22 protein-coding genes are annotated in these 20,098 nt (G+C 68.4%); 6 read left to right on the forward strand and 16 right to left on the reverse strand.

What is annotated here, in order from left to right; translation table 11 throughout:
* Positions 1-27: 27 nt before the first annotated feature.
* From AC5JCN_RS08330 to AC5JCN_RS08340, 3 genes are all read left to right on the forward strand, one after another.
* Positions 28-1,197 (forward strand): GNAT family N-acetyltransferase, encoded by a 1,170-nt coding sequence (locus AC5JCN_RS08330; RefSeq protein WP_495754570.1) that lies wholly within the window; start codon positions 28-30, stop codon positions 1,195-1,197.
* A 61-nt stretch (positions 1,198-1,258) separates the two neighbouring features.
* On the forward strand, positions 1,259-1,684 hold the full coding sequence (locus AC5JCN_RS08335; protein ID WP_495754571.1) for an HIT family protein: 426 nt from the start codon (positions 1,259-1,261) through the stop codon (positions 1,682-1,684).
* Between the two features lie 116 nt (positions 1,685-1,800).
* On the forward strand, positions 1,801-2,535 hold the full coding sequence (locus tag AC5JCN_RS08340) for a hypothetical protein (RefSeq protein WP_495754572.1): 735 nt from the start codon (positions 1,801-1,803) through the stop codon (positions 2,533-2,535).
* A 151-nt stretch (positions 2,536-2,686) separates the two neighbouring features.
* On the opposite strand, the gene AC5JCN_RS08345 is transcribed toward AC5JCN_RS08340, so the two are convergent.
* The 6 genes from AC5JCN_RS08345 to AC5JCN_RS08370 form a co-directional block, all read right to left on the reverse strand.
* Entirely contained in the window at positions 2,687-3,046 is a 360-nt protein-coding gene (locus AC5JCN_RS08345) for an AzlD domain-containing protein (protein ID WP_495754573.1), read from the reverse strand.
* Positions 3,043-3,780 (reverse strand): AzlC family ABC transporter permease, encoded by a 738-nt coding sequence (locus AC5JCN_RS08350; RefSeq protein ID WP_495754574.1) that lies wholly within the window; start codon positions 3,778-3,780, stop codon positions 3,043-3,045. Before AC5JCN_RS08350 ends, AC5JCN_RS08345 begins: the two co-directional genes overlap by 4 nt.
* A 6-nt stretch (positions 3,781-3,786) precedes the next feature.
* Positions 3,787-3,981, reverse strand: coding sequence for a hypothetical protein (locus AC5JCN_RS08355; RefSeq protein ID WP_495754575.1), 195 nt, complete (start codon positions 3,979-3,981; stop codon positions 3,787-3,789).
* Positions 3,982-4,046: 65 nt separating this feature from the next.
* Positions 4,047-6,575: an ATP-dependent Clp protease ATP-binding subunit ClpA gene (gene clpA / locus AC5JCN_RS08360; protein WP_495754576.1), complete on the reverse strand. Its 2,529-nt coding sequence runs from the start codon at positions 6,573-6,575 to the stop codon at positions 4,047-4,049.
* Positions 6,576-6,588: 13 nt separating this feature from the next.
* Positions 6,589-6,927, reverse strand: coding sequence for an ATP-dependent Clp protease adapter ClpS (gene clpS / locus AC5JCN_RS08365; protein WP_495754950.1), 339 nt, complete (start codon positions 6,925-6,927; stop codon positions 6,589-6,591).
* Between the two features lie 393 nt (positions 6,928-7,320).
* A complete protein-coding gene (locus AC5JCN_RS08370; RefSeq protein ID WP_495754577.1) occupies positions 7,321-7,662 on the reverse strand; it encodes a phasin family protein in 342 nt (113 codons plus the stop codon).
* 299 nt (positions 7,663-7,961) lie between these two features.
* Here AC5JCN_RS08370 and AC5JCN_RS08375 point away from each other — a divergent pair, with 299 nt between their 5' ends.
* Positions 7,962-9,500 (forward strand): serine hydrolase, encoded by a 1,539-nt coding sequence (locus tag AC5JCN_RS08375; protein ID WP_495754578.1) that lies wholly within the window; start codon positions 7,962-7,964, stop codon positions 9,498-9,500.
* A gap of 81 nt (positions 9,501-9,581) precedes the next feature.
* On the opposite strand, the gene AC5JCN_RS08380 is transcribed toward AC5JCN_RS08375, so the two are convergent.
* The 7 genes from AC5JCN_RS08380 to AC5JCN_RS08410 all read right to left on the reverse strand — a co-directional run bounded on the left by AC5JCN_RS08380 (position 9,582) and on the right by AC5JCN_RS08410 (position 16,582).
* Positions 9,582-10,301 (reverse strand): DnaJ domain-containing protein, encoded by a 720-nt coding sequence (locus tag AC5JCN_RS08380; RefSeq protein ID WP_495754579.1) that lies wholly within the window; start codon positions 10,299-10,301, stop codon positions 9,582-9,584.
* Between the two features lie 7 nt (positions 10,302-10,308).
* Positions 10,309-11,037, reverse strand: coding sequence for a VWA domain-containing protein (locus AC5JCN_RS08385; protein ID WP_495754580.1), 729 nt, complete (start codon positions 11,035-11,037; stop codon positions 10,309-10,311).
* A gap of 84 nt (positions 11,038-11,121) precedes the next feature.
* Positions 11,122-11,475, reverse strand: a complete 354-nt coding sequence (locus AC5JCN_RS08390; RefSeq protein ID WP_495754581.1) for a hypothetical protein — start codon at positions 11,473-11,475, stop codon at positions 11,122-11,124.
* Positions 11,476-11,961: 486 nt separating this feature from the next.
* Complete coding sequence (locus AC5JCN_RS08395) at positions 11,962-12,399, reverse strand: DUF1489 family protein (RefSeq protein ID WP_495754582.1); 438 nt, start codon at positions 12,397-12,399, stop codon at positions 11,962-11,964.
* A 94-nt stretch (positions 12,400-12,493) separates the two neighbouring features.
* Positions 12,494-14,437, reverse strand: coding sequence for an acetyl/propionyl/methylcrotonyl-CoA carboxylase subunit alpha (locus AC5JCN_RS08400; protein ID WP_495754583.1), 1,944 nt, complete (start codon positions 14,435-14,437; stop codon positions 12,494-12,496).
* 45 nt (positions 14,438-14,482) lie between these two features.
* Positions 14,483-16,090, reverse strand: a complete 1,608-nt coding sequence (locus AC5JCN_RS08405) for a carboxyl transferase domain-containing protein (RefSeq protein ID WP_495754584.1) — start codon at positions 16,088-16,090, stop codon at positions 14,483-14,485.
* 90 nt (positions 16,091-16,180) lie between these two features.
* Positions 16,181-16,582: a rhodanese-like domain-containing protein gene (locus AC5JCN_RS08410; protein WP_495754585.1), complete on the reverse strand. Its 402-nt coding sequence runs from the start codon at positions 16,580-16,582 to the stop codon at positions 16,181-16,183.
* A 92-nt stretch (positions 16,583-16,674) separates the two neighbouring features.
* On the opposite strand from AC5JCN_RS08410, the gene AC5JCN_RS08415 reads away from it, so the two are divergent.
* Together AC5JCN_RS08415 and AC5JCN_RS08420 are read left to right on the forward strand one after the other, a co-directional pair.
* On the forward strand, positions 16,675-17,385 hold the full coding sequence (locus AC5JCN_RS08415; protein ID WP_495754586.1) for a DUF599 domain-containing protein: 711 nt from the start codon (positions 16,675-16,677) through the stop codon (positions 17,383-17,385).
* Positions 17,386-17,417: 32 nt separating this feature from the next.
* Positions 17,418-17,699 (forward strand): DUF3253 domain-containing protein, encoded by a 282-nt coding sequence (locus AC5JCN_RS08420; RefSeq protein ID WP_495754587.1) that lies wholly within the window; start codon positions 17,418-17,420, stop codon positions 17,697-17,699.
* Between the two features lie 6 nt (positions 17,700-17,705).
* Here AC5JCN_RS08420 and AC5JCN_RS08425 read toward each other — a convergent pair whose 3' ends face one another.
* From AC5JCN_RS08425 to AC5JCN_RS08435, 3 genes are read right to left on the reverse strand one after another with little or no spacing between them, the layout of a single operon-like run.
* Positions 17,706-18,497, reverse strand: a complete 792-nt coding sequence (locus AC5JCN_RS08425) for a YdcF family protein (RefSeq protein ID WP_495754588.1) — start codon at positions 18,495-18,497, stop codon at positions 17,706-17,708.
* Positions 18,498-18,525: 28 nt separating this feature from the next.
* On the reverse strand, positions 18,526-19,251 hold the full coding sequence (locus AC5JCN_RS08430) for a ribonuclease activity regulator RraA (protein ID WP_495754589.1): 726 nt from the start codon (positions 19,249-19,251) through the stop codon (positions 18,526-18,528).
* A 16-nt stretch (positions 19,252-19,267) separates the two neighbouring features.
* On the reverse strand, positions 19,268-20,098 hold the full coding sequence (locus AC5JCN_RS08435; RefSeq protein ID WP_495754590.1) for an aldo/keto reductase: 831 nt from the start codon (positions 20,096-20,098) through the stop codon (positions 19,268-19,270).

Raw genomic sequence — 20,098 nt, forward strand, 5'->3', positions numbered from 1 at the left:
ACCTCCCCCTCCCCGCTCAGCGTTCGCGTGGCGACCTCCCTCAGGGATGTCGACGCGGCGGCCTGGGACGCCTGCTCGCAGGACGGCTTTGTCCTGCCGGCAGAGGGCGACGCGACAACCGTAGACCCGCGCAACCCTTTCGTCAGCCATGCCTTTCTCTCGGCGATGGAGATGTCTGGATCAGCCGTGCCACGCACCGGCTGGGGCGCCGCGCACGTGCTCGTCGAGGATGCGGAGGGCCAGCTGCTCGCCTGCGCACCTTGCTACCTGAAGAGCCATTCGCAGGGAGAATACGTCTTCGACTATGGCTGGGCCGATGCCTATGAGCGGGCGGGCGGACGCTACTATCCCAAACTCCAGGTCAGCGTACCCTTCACCCCCGCCTCAGGTCCGCGCCTGCTGGTGCGGCCGGGGCCACGCGCAAGCGAGGCGCGGTCCATGCTCATCGACGGCATGAAGGCCCTGCGCCGGCAGGCAGGGGCGTCTTCCGTCCACCTCACCTTCCTGCCCAAGGCCGACTGGGACGACCTCGGACACCGCGGCTTCCTGCAGCGCACCGACCAGCAGTTCCACTGGACGAATGACGGCTACGCCGGCTTCGACGACTTCCTCGCCGCTCTCGCATCGCGCAAGCGCAAGGTGGTCAAGCGCGAGCGGCGGGATGCCCTGGCAAACGGGATCGAGATCGTCCACCTCACCGGGAGCGACATCCGGGAAGAGCACTGGGACGCGTTCTTCGCCTTCTACATGGACACAGGCTCGCGCAAGTGGGGCCGCCCCTATCTGACGCGCACCTTCTTCTCGCTGGTCGGCGAGCAGATGGCAGATCGCACCCTGCTCGTCATGGCGCGGCGCGAAGGGCGGTGGATCGCGGGTGCCATCAACTTCATCGGCCAGGACGCCCTCTATGGCCGCAATTGGGGCTGCGTCGAGGACCACCCCTTCCTGCATTTCGAGGTCTGCTACTACCAGGCGATCGATTTCGCACTCTCGCGCGGTCTGAAGCGGGTCGAGGCGGGTGCGCAGGGCGAGCACAAGCTGGCGCGGGGATATCGACCCGTGACCACCTATTCCGCCCACGACCTCGCCGACCCTTCGCTGCGCAGGGCCGTGGCCGAGTACCTCCAGCGCGAGCGCATCTATGTCGAGGCGGCGCAGGAAGAGTTGATGGAGCACGCTCCGTTCCGGAAAGGATGATGCCCGCTTGACGGTGGGCGCTGCCTTTGCGAGACGGGCCGAGACCCAGCGGAGCACGATCATGACCGGTTATGACGCGTCGAACATCTTCGCCCGGATCCTGCGCGGGGAGCTCCCCTGCGAGAAGGTCTACGAGGACGACGCCAGCATCGCCATCATGGACATCATGCCCCAGGCCGATGGCCATGTGCTGGTGGTGCCCAAGACGCCGTCGGTAAACCTGCTCGACGCGGATCCGGCCACGTTCGCCGGGCTCTTTGCCGCCGTGCAGACCGTGGCGCGCGCGGTGAAGCAGGCGATGGACGCGGACGGCGTCACCATCATGCAATTCAACGGCGCCGCCGCGGGCCAGACCGTCTTTCACCTGCACGTCCACGTGCTGCCGCGCAAGGAAGGCGTGCCGCTGCGCGCTCACTCGGGGCAGATGGAGAAGCCCGACGTGCTCAAGGCCAACGCGAACCGGATCCGCGCTGCCTTGGCGGGTTGATCCGGCGCCCGTTTCAACCGGAGTTGCACTGCAGTTTCAACCGTTGGTTCGTTGCCATGCGCCTTCGCTGACCTGACCTTCGCGGCGTCTCGAGGAATGGACGCGGAGGGGCGTTGATGCGTGCGATTTCGGCGGGTGCTGCTGCCTTGGTCATTTCGGGCATGGGTGCCATCGTACCAGGTCTCGCGGCGGACCTGCCCTCGACGGCGGAGCCGCCGGCCATCCTGTCCCCGCAGCCCACCGGTCCCGCCTCGGCCTTTTCGGCAGGCCCCGTCGTTGGCGTGGATGGAGTCGGCTTCCAGGCCGGGTATCGCTACGACCAGTCCTTCGGGGGACGCGCCCTCCTCCAGGTCCTGCACTACGACAACAAGTTCACCGCGACCGGCCTGCGCTTCAAGAACACCATCGATTTCATCAACGGCACCCTGATGGCCGACTGGTACCCCTTCCAGGGTGGCTTCCGCGTCAGCGCCGGCCTCCGCTTCGGCCAAACGAAGCTGAAAGTGCGCGCGCAGGCCTCGGACATCGGGACGTTCGTCGTGAACGGCTCGTCCTATGCCACGGCCGGTATCTCTTCCATCACCGGGACGGCCGAGTACAACCCGGTCGCGCCGGTTCTCACCATCGGCTACGAGGCGCAGCCCTCCTCCGCTCTCCCGCTCTTCCTGAGCATCGACGCCGGCGCCGCATATCTCGGGACCGCAAAGGTGAAGCTGAAGGCGGACGGCCCCGACGCGGCCGACCCCACCTTCCAGTCCAATCTTCGCGCGCAGGAGAAAGCCGCCAAGCGTGAGTTGGACAACTGGCCGGTGACGCCCGTCCTCAACGTCAGCCTCACCTATCTGTTCTGAGGCGGACGCAGCCGCTGCGTTTTCTGGACCCAGAGGCCACGCTCTGCAACTTCGCCGGGAGCGCGGTTCAACACCGACGACGCACTTCACCACTGCCCAATCGGGAGCCGGCGGTCTAGCAGGACGAGGCGGTCCCGACGGGTCGTGCGCTCTAGCCATGCGCCCACCAGGCGCTGGCAATCAGCACCGCTTCACCGGCAACGACACCCGCCATGATCCCCAGCCTGTGGCGGCGAAGCAGGCCGTAGGCCACAAACCCCGCCGCGAGGCCGCCGGCGCGGCCCCAGACGGGCACGGCGGCGAGGGCTCCGGTACCGGAGGCCAGGATCTTGGCCACCACGGCCGCGAGCAGGGCTGTGGCGACCAGCCTCACCCAGGTGAAGAGAGGAGAGCTCTCCTCCATGCCGCGCGACAGGACGGCGCCGAGCACCCGCCAGACCTCGCTCGGCAGGATGCCGCACAGCAGGAGCAGCAGCCAGGGCCCCCAGGCGCTGGCGAACATCTCGCTCATGCCTGCCCCCGCGCACGCCCGACCAGAAACGCCACCGTCCCTGCGACCACGCCGACCAGGAGCAGGTCGGCACTCTCGCCCACGACCCGCAGCGCCAGCGGCTCCAGGCCGAACCCGAGCAGAATCGCCAGCCACTCGTGCACGCGTCGCGCGCCCGCCGCGACCGAGATCGAGAAGAACACCGGTGTTACGAACAGAAGTCCGGCCGCCAGCGGCAGCGGCAGGGCATCCACCAGCAGGAACCCGAGGCCGGTCGTGATGGTGGAAACGACGATGAGGGCGTTGGAGAAGCCGAGGAAATAGGCCAGCCTTCCCTGCTTCGGCAGAGCGGGCAGCCGTCGCAGGCCCTCCACCCAGGCGGTGACGGCGACGTAGTGGGCCGCCAGCAGCTGGATCCCGAGCCCCTGCCCCGGCCTGCGCACCAGCGGCAGGATGGACATCGTCATCGGCAGCAGGCGCATCGAGGAGAGGCACACCGCGGCCGCGATGGCGAGGGGCGCAAGCCCGGCCTTGAGCCCGCCGAAGAAGATGATCTGCCCGGGTCCAGCCCATACCAGCAGCGTCGAGGCCATGGCCACGCCGATGGGCTGGCCGGCATCGCGGGCAATGCTGCCGACGCCAGCCTGCGCCAGCGCGACGGTCCAGGCGGGATAGCTCAGTGCATGAAGAAGGCCGCGGACGAACCAGCCGAGATCCGTTGCCGGCTCGCCCGGCTGGTGCTCATCGTCCGGCACGGCGGATCAGGGCGCCGCGCGCTCGCTCGACTTGCCCTGCAGGATCGTCATCAGCGGCGTGCCCTTGATCTGGTCGCGCACCTCGAGCCACGCCCAATAAAGGCCGAAGGCGATGAGGGGCACGACGATCCACCCCAGCACCTCCTCCATCCGCTGGCGCCTGCGCCGCCGTTCACGCCGCTTTTCCAGCCAGGACGCCACGCTCACACCCCCCACGAAAAACTGCCGCGGACGTTTCCGCCCGCGGCCGCTTCAGTCAATCCGTCTCAGCCCTTGGCAAGCGGAACCTTGGGTACGGTCCGCACGGGCGAACCGCCCCCGCGACCGCCGCCATTGCCCGGGCCGGATCCGACCGGGCCAGGCTCGTCCGAAGCGCCCTTGGCCTTGCTCGCCTTCGCCTTGGCCCTGCGGGCCTCGGACGCCTTCTTGGCAGCCGCAGACCGGCGCTCGCGCGCCTTGCGGGCCTCCTCGACGTCCTTCTCCGGCTTGGGCGTGACCGGTCCGTCCGGCACCTCGAAACCGAGCGCCGACTTACCGTTCTCGGTCGTGACCACGACGCGGACCGCACCGCCGTCCTTGAGCCGGCCGAACAGCACCTCGTCGGCAAGCGGCGTCTTGATCGTCGACTGGATCAGCCGCGCCATCGGCCTTGCGCCCATGGTCTCGTCATAACCGTGCTCGACGAGCCAGTCGCGCGCCTCGTCGGTCAGCTCGATCGTCACGTTGCGGTCGGCGAGCTGCGCTTCGAGCTGCATGACGAACTTGTCGACGACCTTGGATACGACTTCGCGCGGCAGCTGCCCGAACGAGATCGTCGCGTCGAGGCGGTTGCGGAATTCCGGTGCGAAGAGCCGGTTGATGGCCTCGCTGTCGTCGCCATCCCGCTTGGTGCGCGTGAAACCGAAGGCCGGCTTGGCGAGATCCGCCGCGCCCGCATTCGTGGTCATGATCAGGATGACGTTGCGGAAATCGACCTGCTTGCCGTTGTGATCGGTCAGCTTCCCGTGATCCATGATCTGCAGGAGGATGTTGAAAAGGTCCGGATGGGCCTTCTCGATCTCATCGAGCAGCAGCACGCAATGCGGATGCTGGTCGACGCCGTCGGTCAGCAGCCCGCCCTGGTCGAAGCCGACATAGCCGGGCGGTGCGCCGATGAGGCGGGAGACGGTGTGGCGCTCCATGTACTCCGACATGTCGAAGCGGATCAGTTCCACTCCGAGCGTCGTGGCCAGCTGGCGCGCCACCTCTGTCTTGCCGACGCCAGTCGGGCCGGCAAAGAGGTAGTTGCCGATCGGCTTCTCGGGATCGCGCAGGCCCGCGCGGGCCAGCTTGATGGCCGAGGTCAGCGCCGTGATCGCCTTGTCCTGGCCATAGACGACCCGCTTCAGCGTCTCGTCGATGTTGCGCAGGACCTCCGCATCGTTCTTGGACACGGTCTTGGGCGGAATCCGCGCCATGGTGGCGATGGCCGCCTCGATCTCCTTCACGCCGATCGTCTTCTTGCGGCGCGTCTCCGGCAGCAGCATCTGCGACGCCCCGGTCTCGTCGATCACGTCGATCGCCTTGTCCGGCAGCTTGCGGTCGTGGATATAGCGGGCCGACAGCTCCACCGCCGCCTTGATGGCGTCGTTGGTGTAGCGGATCCGGTGGAAGTCCTCGAAATAGGGCTTCAGCCCCTTCAGGATCTCGATCGCATCCGGCACCGACGGCTCGTTGACGTCGATTTTCTGGAAGCGGCGGACGAGGGCACGGTCCTTCTCGAAGTACTGGCGGTACTCCTTGTAGGTGGTCGAGCCGATGCACCGCAGCGTCCCCTGCGCCAGCGCAGGCTTGAGAAGGTTCGAGGCGTCCATGGCGCCGCCCGACGTCGCCCCGGCACCGATGACGGTGTGGATTTCGTCGATGAACATGATCGCCTTGGGGTGGCTCTCAATCTCCTTCATCACCTGCTTGAGGCGCTCCTCGAAGTCGCCGCGATAGCGGGTGCCGGCGAGCAGCGTGCCCATGTCGAGCGCGAACACGGTCGCGTCCGCCAGCACGTCCGGCACCTCTCCGGTGACGATCTTGCGGGCGAGGCCCTCGGCGATGGCGGTCTTGCCGACGCCGGGTTCGCCGACGAGCAGCGGGTTGTTCTTCTGCCGGCGGCAGAGAACCTGGATGGTGCGCTGCACCTCCGGCTCACGGCCGATCAGCGGATCGATGCGGCCCTCGCGGGCCCTTTTGTTCAGGTTGACGCAATAGGCGTCGAGCGCCTCGCCCTTCTTCTTCGGGCCGCCGCCGCCTTCCTCGCCTTGCGACTGGCGCTCGCTGGCTTCCTCCTCGGCCCCGCGCGGAGACCGCGTCTCCGACATGCCGGGACGCTTCGCGATGCCGTGCGAGATGTAGTTCACGGCGTCGTAGCGCGTCATGTCCTGCTCCTGCAGGAAATACGCGGCGTGGCTTTCACGCTCCGCGAAGATCGCGACGAGCACGTTGGCGCCGGTCACCTCCTCGCGGCCGGAGGACTGGACGTGGATGACTGCGCGTTGAATCACCCGCTGGAAACCGGCCGTCGGCTTGCTGTCGTCGCCGCTGTCGGTGATCAGGTTGCTGAGCTCGGAATCGACATACTCGGTCAGGTTTCGGCGCAGGGCATCCATGTCGACGTTGCAGGCGCGCATGACTGCCGCGGCGTCCTGGTCATCGATCAGGGCCAGCAGAAGGTGTTCGAGCGTCGCATACTCGTGGTGGCGCTCGTTGGCCAAGGCGAGTGCCTTGTGGAGCGCCTGTTCGAGATTGCGCGAGAAGGACGGCATGAGGCCCAGCCTTTCACTTCTTTTCCATGACGCATTGCAGAGGATGCTGGTGCTTGCGCGCGAAGTCCATCACGAGCGTCACCTTGGTCTCCGCGATTTCGTAGGTAAACACGCCGCATTCCCCAACGCCGTGCTGGTGGACGTGGAGCATGATCCGCGTGGCTTCGTCCGCGTCCTTGTTGAAAAAACGCTGCAGGACGTGCACCACGAATTCCATCGGCGTGTAGTCGTCGTTGAGCAGCAACACCCGGTACAAATGCGGACGCTTCGTCCGCGTCCGTGTCTGGGTGATGACCGCCGTACCCGAGCCGCCGTCTCCCGGGCGGACCGGACCGCGACGCCGTTCGGCCATCCGCACCGCGTCTGCCCGCCACAGGCCAGCGGCCAGGGTGCGGCCGCGCCAGTAGGCGCGCTTGATGCGGAGGACGACGTCGGGCAGGAGCAGCTTGAGATCCATCGAGGGCGTGCGAGTCCTTGGCTGACCGTCCACGGCCATGGCTAGCCATGGCCCCGCACCGGCCTGTCCGACTAATCTATAGCCCCGTGCACCGGTTCGCCAGCGCCCCGGCGATGAATTGCGCGAGACTTTTCCCCGCATGCGTCATGGGGAACCGCCCGGCTCGCGCTCGTCTGTCCAGAAACGACAAAGGGTCCGGCATTGCCGGACCCATCGGGAGGGACAACCGAGGTCGCCCCGTCGGGTTTGCCGGACCGAGGTCCGGCGCCCGATGCGCTTCGAAAGCGCTTACTTGGCGACCGTCGTCGCCTTGGCGATCATGCCCTCGTAGGGCTTCACCGCGTCCTTGACGAGGTTGGTGTAGAGCTCGCCGACCTTCGATGCGTAGCTCACGAAGCCCTCGTAGGCGGACTTCATGTAGTCGGACTGAATCTCGAAAGCCTTGTCGAGCGTCTTCACGCCGGCCAGCTTCTCGGCAGCGGCCGAGGTGACCTCGAAGGCCTTCTTCGAGTAGTCGGCGGTCTCGGTCGCGATCGCCTGGTACGACTTAGTCGTCTGACCGAGGCTCTTCACGGCCAAGTCGACATTGTCCTTGGCGAGCTTCTGGAAATCTTCGAACTGGGTAGCCATCGTAGTAACCTTTCGTCGGGTCGCCCCGCGCGACCGCTCCAACGGCCGGCCCGGTTGAACGCTACGCCCGGCGGCCGTTGGTGGCCCTAATATGTGCAGCGCACAAAGAGAGTCAAGCGGTTTTTGTGCAGTGCACAAAAGCTCAAATCGGGCCGATCCCATCAAGCCCTGCTTAACCAGCCCGTAACCCCGTCCCGATAGCGTCAGACCCTGTGCCGCGGATGCGACAGGGCCTGCGAGCCCCGTCCTGCCGCAACGCGGTCCCGGCCCGCCTGGCCGCAACAACACGGGGACAGACAATGGCGGAAGTGCGTAGCGGCAAGGTGCGTTTCGGCGTCCTGGCATCCATGGTCCTGGCGGCCGCAATCGCGGTGACCGCCGTCGCCGCACCAGCGGAAGCTGCCCGCCGCAAGGCCCGCTCTCCCGCCGGAGGGGGATACAACCCGCCCTACTCCGCCATGGTGGTGGACGCCAATACCGGCCGCACCCTCTACGCGGAGAGCGAGGACGCGCTGCGCCATCCCGCGTCCATCACCAAGGTGATGACCCTCTACCTGCTCTTCGAGCAGCTCGATCGCGGCAAGCTGCGTCTCGATTCCGAACTCAACGTGTCCGACTTCGCGTCCCGCCAGGCGCCCTCTAAGCTGGGCCTGCGCCCGGGTTCGACGATCGAGGTCGAGGACGCGATCCGTGCCCTCGTCACGAAGTCGGCGAACGACGTCGCCGTGACCGTGGCCGAGAACATCGGCGGCTCCGAGGATGCCTTCGCCGAAATGATGACGCGCAAGGCGCGCGAACTCGGCATGACCCGCACGGTTTACCGCAACGCCTCGGGTCTGCCCGATCCCGAGCAGGTGACCACGGCGCGCGACCTCGTCACCCTCGGCCGTGCCATCCAGGACCGGTTCCCGCGCTACTACCCGTATTTCTCGACCCGGACGTTTGCCTACCGGGGATCCAGCATCCGCAACCACAACCGGCTGCTCGGCCGCGTCGACGGCATGGACGGCATCAAGACCGGCTATACGCGAATGTCGGGCTTCAACCTGCTGACCTCCATCCGGACCGAGGGCCGCCACGTCGTGGCCGTCGTGCTCGGCGGCCGTTCCGCCGCGTCGCGCGACATGCAGATGGCGAGCCTCCTGCAGACCTATACCGGCCGCGCCTATGCGGGTGGCCGTACTGCTCCCGCCGTGGCGGAGAGCGATCCCGCGCCCGAGCCGGCCGTCGTAGCGGCCGCCCAGGTGCCGGCCACGCCCGTCCGCGAGGCTGCCAGGACCCTCAAGGTCGCCGCCTACAGCGACGACGACCAGACGACGACGGCCTCCCTGCCCCGCGTGAAGGTGATCGAGCCTTCTGCTGCCCGCCCGGTCGTCGCCTCGGCCGCCGGCGGGGCCTCCACCACGACACCATCCTCCAGCGGCATGAAGTGGGTCGCAGGGCCGGCCGGCAAGACACCGGCGGCAGGAGGCCTGACGAAGGTCGCGCGCCTCGACGCCGATCCCGCGCCGCTCGCCAAAGTCGAAGCGAAGGTCGACGCAAAGATGGCTGTGCGCCCGGCCGACAAGACCGAGCGCCCCCGCTCCGCCTCGTCGGGCTGGATCATCCAGCTTGGCGCAACGGACGACGAGGACAAGGCCAAGGACATCCTGGACCGGGCCCGCAGCAAGGGGCGTGGCGTTCTCGCCAAGGCCGAGCCGTTCACAGAGAAGGTCAAGAAGGGCAGCTCGACCCTGTACCGGGCCCGCTTCTCAGGCTTCGACGAAGGAGACGCGCAGGTCGCCTGCAAGGCCCTGCAGAAGACGGGCTTCTCCTGCTTCGCCGCCCGCGGCGGCTGATCAGCCGATCGAGTAAAGCGGCGGCCCTTCCCCCGGAGGCCGCCGGGTCGAGAGACGGGGACCGGGTCACGCGTGTGGAGTTCAGCGATGCCGGCTCAAGAGTACGTCCTTGGCGAGGTTGACGCGGGTCGCGAGATACGTCGACCCCCCCTGGTCGGGATGAAGTTTCTTCATCAGAGAGCGATGCGCCGTGCGGATGTCGTCGGCGCTCGCCCCCGGGGCAAGGCCAAGGACCTCATAGGCCTCCTGTTCGGTGAGCGCAGCGGGCTTGAACGGGCTCTCCTGCCTGCCGGCCCCCGCATCGCCGTTCGCCTCAGCTGTCTCACGCCAGCCGGGAAACCTGCGGTCGAGATAAGCCTCTAGCAGCCGCATCCCGTCCGGGTCGCTGTCACCGCACATGCGCGCCAGTGAGGCGAGGTCGGCCCGCCCGAGGCTGTCGAGCTCCCGGCCTTCGAGCGGGCCGGCCAGCACGCGGCCGGACAGGTCGCCCGTATCGTGGTCCAGAACCATCTCGATCAGCGCCGACCTGACGCGGGACTGCTGGCCGGGGGTCGCCGTCGTTCGCTGACCGAAGCCCGGAATTGAGAACCCGCGCACCCCCAGCAGCATGGCACCGAACGGCCCGATGAACAGCGCGGCGTCCAGCCGGCCGCGGAGCGCGAGGAAGGCCGCCGCAGCCAGCAGCGCAACGCCACCGGCCTTGCGGAACACGGGCGCGAGAAATTTCGGGTTCGCCTTGGTGTAGCTTTTCAGCAGCCACCACAGCAGCGCGACGCCGACCACACCCATAATAAAGGTCACGCGCGCCTCACCGCATCTGCCCGAGCAGGAGCCGCGCCTCGCCGTCGCTGCGCGCCAGCGTCTCGAGTGCCGCCCGTCCACCGGCGGCATAGGCGGCAGCCGCCCGCAAGAGCGCTCCGAGCCGCGCCGCCGAGCCCACGTCGAAGGGCGCATGTGCCCCGCCGGTCAGGCGGGCAACCTCGCGGAAGGCAGCGGTCGCTGCCGGATCTCCGCCTTCCTGGAACATGAATGCCTTGACGCCAAGGAGTCCCAGCTCGCCCGCGAGATGGCAGAGGTGGTCGAGCTTCTCCTCCATGGCGTCGCCGACAAAGACGAGCGCCGCAATGTTGCGCGCCTTCGATTCGTCGCGCACATGCGAGAGCACCTTGCCGATCTGGGTGTGGCCGCCCTGGCAGGCGATCCGCGTCATGAGCCCCGTCAGTGAGGCAGCGTCGCCGACCCAGCGGGACGCCCGGCACTCGTTGAAGCCGCGGAAATAGACCAGCTGGACGTCAAGCCCGCCGATGGCGGAGGTCTCCCGGAACATACCCGCCTGGAGCGTGCAGGCCGCATCCCATGTCGGCTGCCGGCTCATCGTCGCGTCGAGCGCGAAGACCAGTCGCCCGCGCCGCCCGGCGGGGGCAACGGTTTTGGCCTTGTCCAGAAACGCGGCAACAGCCTCGCTGCGCGGACGCGAATCGACCGACCGCCCGCTCCTGTCGCCCTGCTTTGCCGGTGTCCTGTCGTCGCTGCTCATCGTGCCGCCCGTTCAACGGCTAGATTGGCGACAGCGGCGACGAATGCAATGGGTGCGGCTGTGAGTCCGGGGCAGGCCGCCTCGTCAATGAACCTGGCGCTGGCGCTCGCGGGCCTCGGCGCGCATCCAGGCGCCCAACAGTGCGCCGGAGACGCCGTGGTCTCCAAGGTCGTCGCGAAGCCGGGCAAAACGTGCGGTGACGAGCCGGTACGTAGCGATGGTATCGCCTGGAAGTTCGTCCGGATCGCCTGCGTCGACGCGATCCTGCAACGCCGCCAGTTCGGCATAGGCGAACGCGGCCTGGGCCGTGCGGAACAGGATCTCCGCTTCTTCACCGCAGTCCACCGCCTCGCGATGGGTGCGCCGGACCGAAAATCCGTCGATGCTCTCCACCACCTCGAACCTGAACCGTATGCCCTCGGTCTCTCCGATCACCATGACGCTCATCCTCCTGCATGCAGGAGAACGCGCGCTCGTGCCCAAAATTCAGCGGTCACGTGGCGGGAGGTGGTCGGAAGACGGCGAAACGACGGCGCGTCTACTGCCGGACGCGGAAGTTGCCGGATCGATCGGCCGGCCAGGACCGCGGGCCGATGACATTGAATGGCTCGCTTATGCGGGGCTCGGGCGCGGCGAGCGCCAGCGGTTCCGCCGACCTGCGAACGGCTGCGGGACGGGCCAGACCTGGGCAGTTGGACGTCCGCATCTTCACGCCCGGAGCGACTTCGGTCACGGAGCAGGACTGCGCCGGAGCCGCGGCCGGAGCCGCCAAGCCGATCAGCGCTGCCAGTCCTGCCCTGTTGAGAATCGCTCGCATTGATCGGCCGCCCCCGGTTTGCAGAGCCAGTGAGGAGCCAGAAACAAGGAGAGATTGAGGCGTGGACTCAGCGGGTCGAAGCTGCCGCACGACGTGTTGCGAAAATCTCACAGCAGGCCGAGTTCCACCAGCTCCCGCCGGAGCGTTTCCGGCAGCGCCCCCAGCCCGCTCGCCCCGCGGCCGAGATCGGAGGGTGCATCCTTGGTGGTCAGGTATCGCCATCCCTGGAAGGGGCGGCACGGCCGCGGGTCCACCGGGATGACCGTCGGCCGGAGGACGAGATGGCAGCGCTGGATGCCCTCTCCGTCAGTGAATGGCCGGATGGCCACGAGCTCCTGCCGGCAGGCCAGCTGGCCCTTGATCACCCAGAACAGGGAGCCGCCGTCGAGCAACTCGTCCGTGCGCTTGGGGATCATCCGGGTTGTGTGCACCTGCTCCTCGGGCCGTCCGAGGCGTCGGAACAACGCCATCGATTCGTCGATCCAGCCTTCGAGATCCGAGATCGATTCGCAGCCGACGCACAGCTTCAGGAGATGCAGAGCCATGCGCGATCCCTAGCCCGCTTGCCCTGCGCCGCCAACCGCCAAGACGCCGCGCTGTGGAAAAGCGGGGGCGTGCAAAAAGGCGGGCGGGACCGTGTCAGGTGACGGCTACGACGCAGATCACCTCGCCCTGAGCGACCTGCTTGCCAGCGCTGGCGGACAGGTTCTCGACCGTGCCGGCCCGGGGCGCCACGAGCGTGTGCTCCATCTTCATTGCCTCGACGACGGCGATTCGCTCCCCGGCTTCGACACTGTCTCCGTCCTCCACATAGACGGCGACCACACGCCCGTGCATCGGCGCCTTCACCGAACCCTGAGTGGCCCCTCCAGCAGCCGGTCCGCTGGCACCCGGGAGCCGGAGCCTCACCGACGCCTGCCGCCCCCCTGCAACGACCAGCACCTCGTCCCCGGCCCTGATGGTACGAAAGGCTCCTGCATCCGTCGCGCGTTCGCCGGCGACACTGAGGGCCAGCCCGTCCTGTCCCGCTTCAAGCACGGCCTCGACGGGCTCCCCGTCGACCAGGAGAGGCTGTCCACGCCGCCAGGGGCCAGCCAGCTGGAAGCCGTCCGCGAGGTCCCACGGGTCGTGGCTGGTCACCTGCCGCCCGGCCCGGTCCATGCCGCCCAGCAGCCCCGCGGCTGCCGCGGCAATGGCGCCGCCGGGCACCGGACCGGGCGCAGCCAGGGTGGACGCATGGCGCTCCACGAACCCCGTATCGATCCGCCCTGCGCGCATGTCGGGAGACCGGCAGAGCGCTTCGAGGAGTGCGAGGTTCGTCCTAGGGCCGGCCACAAAGGTGCCGGCCAGGGCATCCGCAAGCCGATCCAGCGCCTGCTCCCGGGTCGCGCCATGGGCGACGATCTTCGCCAGCATGGGATCGTAGTCGGACGGCACCACGTCACCCGAGGCGTAGCCGGCATCGACGCGGATCCCGTCGCCCTGGGGCATCTCGAAGGCGTGGAGCTTTCCGGCCGAGGGCAAAAACCCGGCCGCGGGATCCTCGGCATACAGGCGGGCCTCGACGGCATGGCCATCGACCGCGACATCCTCCTGGCTGAAGGACAGCGGCTCGCCCGCCGCCACCCGGAACTGCAGTTCCACCAGGTCGAGCCCGGTGATCGCTTCCGTGACGGGGTGCTCCACCTGTAGCCGGGTGTTCATCTCCATGAAGAAGAAGCCTTCGGCAGAGAGGGAACGCGACCCGTCGACGATGAACTCCACCGTGCCTGCGCCGGCATAGCCGACGGCACGCGCAGCCCGCACGGCCGCCTCGCCCATCGCGGCACGGACCGGGGCGGGCATGCCCGGGGCAGGCGCCTCCTCGATCACCTTCTGGTGCCTGCGCTGCAGCGAACAGTCGCGTTCCCAGAGGTGGACCGCGTTGCCGTGCCCGTCCGCCATTACCTGGATCTCGATGTGGCGGGGGCTGCGGACGTAGCGCTCGATCAGCACGCGGGGATCGCCGAAGGCGGCCTGTGCCTCGCGCTGGGCGCCGGCGAGCGCCTCCTCGAAGTCGATCAGCCGGTCGACGCGGCGCATGCCCTTGCCGCCCCCGCCAGCCACGGCCTTGATGAGCACGGGAAAGCCGATGTTCCCCGCCCTCTCCCGCAGGAAGGAGGCGTCCTGCCGCTGCCCGTGATAGCCGGGCACCACGGGTACGCCCGCCTTCTCAACCAGCGTCTTGGCGGCATCCTTCAGGCCCATCGCCCTGATCGCCGCGGGCGGCGGGCCGACGAAGACGAGCCCCGCCGCCGCGCAGGCCTCGGCGAAGGCCGCGTTTTCCGAGAGGAAGCCGTAGCCGGGATGCACGCATTCCGCCCGGCTGCGCTGCCCGGCTTCGATGATGCGCTCGACGGAGAGGTAGCTCAGCGCAGGCGACGCGGGTCCGATCGGCCAAGCCTCGTCCGCCTCGCGGACGAAAAGCGCGCCAGCATCGGCATCGGAATGGACGGCGATCGTGCGCATGCCCATTCGCCGGGCGGTGCGGATGATCCGGCAGGCGATCTCGCCACGATTGGCGATCAGGACCGAGGAGAACATGGGGAGGGTCCGGGAAGCGATCTGAGAAAATGTGAGGAGCAGCCGTTACATCCGGAAGACCCCGAACCGCGTCTCGGGCACGGGCGCGTTGAGGCAGGCGGAGAAGGCCAAAGCGAGGGTTCGCCGCGTCTCGGTGGGCAGGATGATGCCGTCGTCCCACAGGCGCGCGGTGGCATGGTAGGGATGGCCCTCCTGCTCGTACCTGGAGCGGATCGGCGCCTTGAACGCCTCTTCCTCGCGCGCCGGCCAGGTCCGGCCTTCCGCCTCGATCGCGTCGCGGCGGATGGTGGCGAGCACGCTCGCGGCCTGCTCACCGCCCATCACCGAAATGCGCGCGTTCGGCCAGGCGAAGAGGAAGCGGGGCGAATAGGCCCGCCCGCACATGCCGTAATTGCCGGCACCAAACGAGCCGCCGATGATCACGGTGACCTTGGGCACGGCCGCGCAGGCCACGGCGGCCACCAGCTTCGCCCCGTCCTTGGCGATGCCCCCGGCCTCCGCCTCGCGCCCCACCATGAACCCGGCGATGTTCTGCAGGAAAAGCAGCGGGATCCCCCGCTGGCAGCACAGCTCGATGAAGTGCGCGCCCTTCAGCGCGCTTTCCGAGAAGAGTATGCCGTTGTTGGCGAGGATGCCGACGGGCATCCCGTGCAGCCGCGCGAAGCCGGTCACCAGGGTGGCGCCGTAGAGCGCCTTGAACTCGTCGAAACGGGATCCGTCGACGAGGCGCGCGATGACCTCGCGCACGTCATACTGCTTGCGCAGGTCGAGCGGCACGAGGCGCTCGAGATCGGCCGGGTCGAGAGCAGGAGGCTCCGGTTCCTCCAGCGCCAGCGACGGAGCCTTGGTCCGGTTCAGGCCCGCCACGATCCGACGGACGATCTCCAGCGCGTGCGCGTCGTCCTCGGCCAGATGGTCCGCGACCCCGGACACGGACGCGTGCAGTTCCCCGCCGCCGAGATCCTCGGCGGTGACGACCTCCCCCGTCGCAGCCTTCACCAGCGGCGGCCCGCCAAGGAAGATCGTGCCCTGCCCACGGACGATGACGGTCTCGTCCGAGAGCGCGGGCACATACGCCCCGCCCGCCGTGCAGGAGCCGAGCACGGCCGCGACCTGCGGAATCCCGGCGGCAGACATCGTCGCCTGATTGTAGAAGATACGGCCGAAGTGCTCCCGGTCCGGGAATACCTCCGTCTGGTGCGGCAGGTTGGCGCCTCCGCTGTCGACGAGGTAGACGCAGGGCAACCGATTTTCGCGAGCAATCTCCTGCGCTCTCAGATGCTTCTTCACCGTGAGCGGGAAGTAGGTGCCGCCCTTGATGGTGCTGTCGTTGCAGACCACCATGACCTCGCGCCCGCTGACCCGGCCGATGCCGGCGATCATGCCGGCGCCGTGGATCGGCTCGTCATAGACGCCGAGCGCCGCGAGGGAGCCGATCTCCAGAAAGGGCGAGCCCGGATCGAGCAGCCGCATCACGCGCTCGCGCGGGAGAAGCTTGCCGCGGGAGACGTGCTTCTCCCTGGCCCGCGGCGGACCACCCTCGGCGGCCTCGGCGCGCTTCGCCCTCAGGTCGGCGGCGAGCGCAGCCCAGCCCTCAGCGTTGGCGCGGGCGTCGGGGAGCGAGGGATCGAAGGTCGAGGCGAGAACAGGCACGGTTCACCCGGCACGCAGCCGATCGGCGAGCGGGAATCGCCCACCACGGCGCGCGCAAGCATGCCCCAGGCTCCCTGCCCTGCCAAACGCTCAGGCCGGTCCGCCTGAAACCGGTCCGCCCGCCTTCTTCCAGGCACCGAAGCCGCCGCGAATGTGGGCGACGGGCTTCAGGCCCATCTCCTGGGCGGTCTTCGCGGCCAGCGCCGAACGCCACCCGCCGGCGCAGAAGAAGACGAACCGCTTGTCCTGCGCGAAAACCGGCTTGTGGTACGGGCTTTCCGGATCGATCCAGAATTCCAGCATGCCGCGCGGGCAATGGAAGGCGCCGGGCACCACGCCCTCGCGCTCCTGCTCGCGGGGGTCGCGCAAATCGACGAGCACGACGTCCTCCCGGCCGGCCAGCGCAACCGCATCCTCCACCGGCAGCGTCTCGACAACCGCCTCCGCTTCCGCCAGCAGCGCCTTGTATCCGTTGGTGATGGTCTGGGCCATGACGTCCTCCACGAGCCGCGGGAAGATGACGCGACCGTTCCCTCCCCGTCAAACGGCGCAGGGTGACTTGCCCGGGAGAGGACCGGCACGGCATGCTCGCCACCATGGCCTTCACCGTCCTCGACTTCTCCGCCCTCGCCTTCTTCATCGCCGCCTGGTTCGGCTATTCGATCGCATTGGAGGTGGGCCCGCTGCGCCGGCGCACGCTGAACCACGTCATGCACGGCTGGCGGCAATCCTGGATGGAGGAGATGGCCCGCCGGGAAGTCCGCATCATCGACACGCAGATCATGGCCAGCCTGCAGAACGGGACGGCCTTCTTCGCTTCCACCTCGCTCCTGGCCGTCGGCGGTGCGCTGACGCTGCTGCGCGGCGCCGAGGACATCGTGCGCATCTTCTCCGACCTGCCCTTCGGCATCGCCACGTCGAGGGCCTTGTGGGAAATGAAGACGGTGGGGCTGGTCGTGATCTTCGTCTACGCGTTCTTCAAGTTCGCGTGGAGCTACAGGATCTTCAACTATGCCGCCATCCTGCTGGGCGCGACCCCGCCCTTCGAGACCGCAAGTTCTCCCGCCACGCAGGCCCATGTCCGGCGCGTGACCGTGATGACCACGGCGGCGGGCCGCCATTTCAACCGCGGCCAGCGCGCTTTCTTCTTCGCCCTTGGCTATCTCGGCTGGTTCATCTCGCCCATCATCCTGATCGTGGCGACTGCGGGCGTGCTCTTCGTCATGGCGCGCCGCCAGCTCTGGGGCGACGGGCTGATCGACGCGGTCACCGCCGGCGAGCACCCCCCGGCTTGACGCACCCGGCAGGCTGGCGCACGACCTGCTCCATGACAGACAAGCCCGCCCCCGCCGACACGGCTCTCATCGCCGACACCATGGTCGCCCTCGCCGCCGAGCGAGGGCCCGGCAAGACCATCTGCCCGTCGGAGGTCGCGCGCGCCATCGGCGGCGATCACCCGGACGGCTGGGGACCGCTGATGAAGCCCGTCCGCAAGGTGGCGGTCGCGCTGGCGCATGAGGGGCGCATCAGCATCCGCCGCAAGGGCAAGCCGGTCGACCCCGACGATTTCAGGGGCGTCTACCGGCTCGCCTTGCCCGACGCGGACTGAACGCCCTCACGGCGCGGGAAACAGGGTATCCGTCTGCCCGAGCATGCGGGCGGCCATGAGCCCCATCACCTCGCGCATCGCGCCGTCGAGGCGGCGCAGATTGTCGGAAAATCCTCCGCTCGGGATGAACCCGGGGCCGCTGGTCGCAGTGATGTAGTCGACGGGGCACGGCAGCACGTCGAAGCCGGCCTTGCGGAAAAGACCAACCGAACGCGCCATGTGCAATGCCGACGTAACCAGCATGAAGCGCTGGCCGGGCTGCGGCTTCAGGAGTTCGGCGGTGAACAGCGCATTTTCGTACGTGTTCCTGGACTTGCCTTCGAGCAGGATGCGGCCGGGCGCGATTCCGAGCTGGCCGAGATAGGGCTCGATCGCCTCGGCTTCCCCCAGCTTCTCCGTCAGGATTGCGGCCGAGCCGCCGGTGAAGACGACACGCCAGTCGGGATGCCTGCGGGCGATGTCCGCCATGGCGATCATGCGCTCTGCCGCCTCGTTGAGGGAGAGCTGCTTTCGGTCCCGCATCGTGATCGGGTCCACTGCGCCGCCCAGCACGATCACGCCGTCGATCCTGTCGGGCTCGGTGCATGCCGGGAAACGCTCCTCGATCACCCGAGCGACCTCGGGGCCGACCGGAAACATCGCGACAAACAGGGTCACGGCCATGCCGACGCCGGCCAGCCACAGGCCCGCCCGGCGCTTTCCGAGGATCGCGAGCAGGATGCCGAGCGCGGTCAGCAGCAGGAGGAACGTCGTGGGCGCCGTGAGCGCCCAGATCGTCTTCGAAGCGAGGAAGTACATGCCGAGCGTCCGCCCCCCCGAAGCTGCCTCAGCTCCCGCCCTTGCTGGCCTCGTAGCGCGCCCTGGTCTCGGCGTTCGCGGGGTAGAGCCCCGGCAGCGGAACGCCGCGCTCGACCTCGGCCGCGATCCAGGCTTCCAGGCGTTCCTGCTCGGGGCCGTCGGCCAACACCGTGTCGAGATAGGCGGCCGGGATGCAGACCGCCCCGTCCCCGTCCGCGACGATCACGTCGCCCGGGAAGACCGCCACGCCTCCGCATCCCACCGGCTCCTGCCAACCGACGAAGGTGAGCCCCGCGACGGAGGGCGGGGCCGCCGCGCCCTGGCTCCAGACCGGCAGTCCCGTCTCGGAAACCCCGGCCGCGTCCCGCACGCAGCCGTCGGTGACCAGGGCAGCCACGCCGCGCTTGGCCATGCGCAGAGCGAGAATGTCGCCGAAGATGCCGGCATCGACGCAACCGGCCGTGCCGGCAACGGCGATGCAGCCTTTAGGCATGGCCTCGATCGCCCCGCGCGTGGAGCGGGGCGAGGCCCAGGATTCCGGCGTCGCCAAATCCTCGCGCGCCGGCACGAAGCGCAGCGTGAAAGCCCGGCCGGCGATCCGCCGTCCCGCCGCCGCAGGGCCGAGCGGGCGCGGGCCCCGCATCCACAGCGAGCGCAGCCCCTTCTTCAGGAGCAGCGTCGTGACCGTGGCCGTCGAGACGCCCTGAAGGATGGCGAGGGTCTCGGCGTCGAGGGGCGGCAGGTCATCACTCATGCACGGCTCCGTGTCGTCAGCTGTCCCAGGCAGGGGCGAAGGAGGGCCTTATCATGCGCCCATCCGGGCGCGCGAGCCCCGAGATGGCGGCCATGTCCTCAGCCGACAGCGCGAAGTCCCAGATGTCGTAGTTCGCCGCGATCCGGGATGGCGTGCCCGATTTCGGAATCGCGACATGGCCCTGCTGCACATGCCAGCGCAGGATCACCTGGGCTCCCGTCTTGCCGTGCGCCCCGGCGATCCGCGTGATCACCGGGTTGTCCGGCAATTCGCCCCGGCCGAGCGGCGAATAGGCCGTGAAGGCGAGCCCGTGCCGGGCGCAGGCGGCCGCGACCTTCGTCTGGTCGAGGAGCGGATGGTGCTCGCACTGGTTGGCCACCAGAGGCTCGGAAGACAGCCCAACCGCTTCGTCCAGCAGCGCCACGGTGAAGTTGGACACGCCGATATGCCGGGTGAGCCCTTTCCGCCTGGCATCCACCAGGCCTTTGATGGAGGAGGCCAGTGGGATCCCGGCGTTCGGCCAGTGGATCAGCAGCAGGTCGACCTGGTCGAGGCCCAGCCGCTTCAGGCTGGCTTCGGCGGAGCGCTGCAGGTCGCCGTCGGCGATGTCCTCGGTCCACACCTTCGTGGTGACGAAGACATCCTCGCGCGGCACGCCGCCGGCGCGCAGCCCTTCCCCCACCAGCGCCTCGTTGCCGTACATCGACGCCGCGTCGATGTGGCGGTAGCCGGCTTTCAAGGCAGCTGCGACCGCCTGCACGCACTGGTCTCCGGCAAGCTTGTAGGTGCCGAGACCGATGGCGGGAATGTGTGCGCCGTTCGCCTCGACGATGATGGGCCGGGTCAT

The sequence above is a fragment of the Alsobacter sp. genome (genome assembly GCF_059501845.1).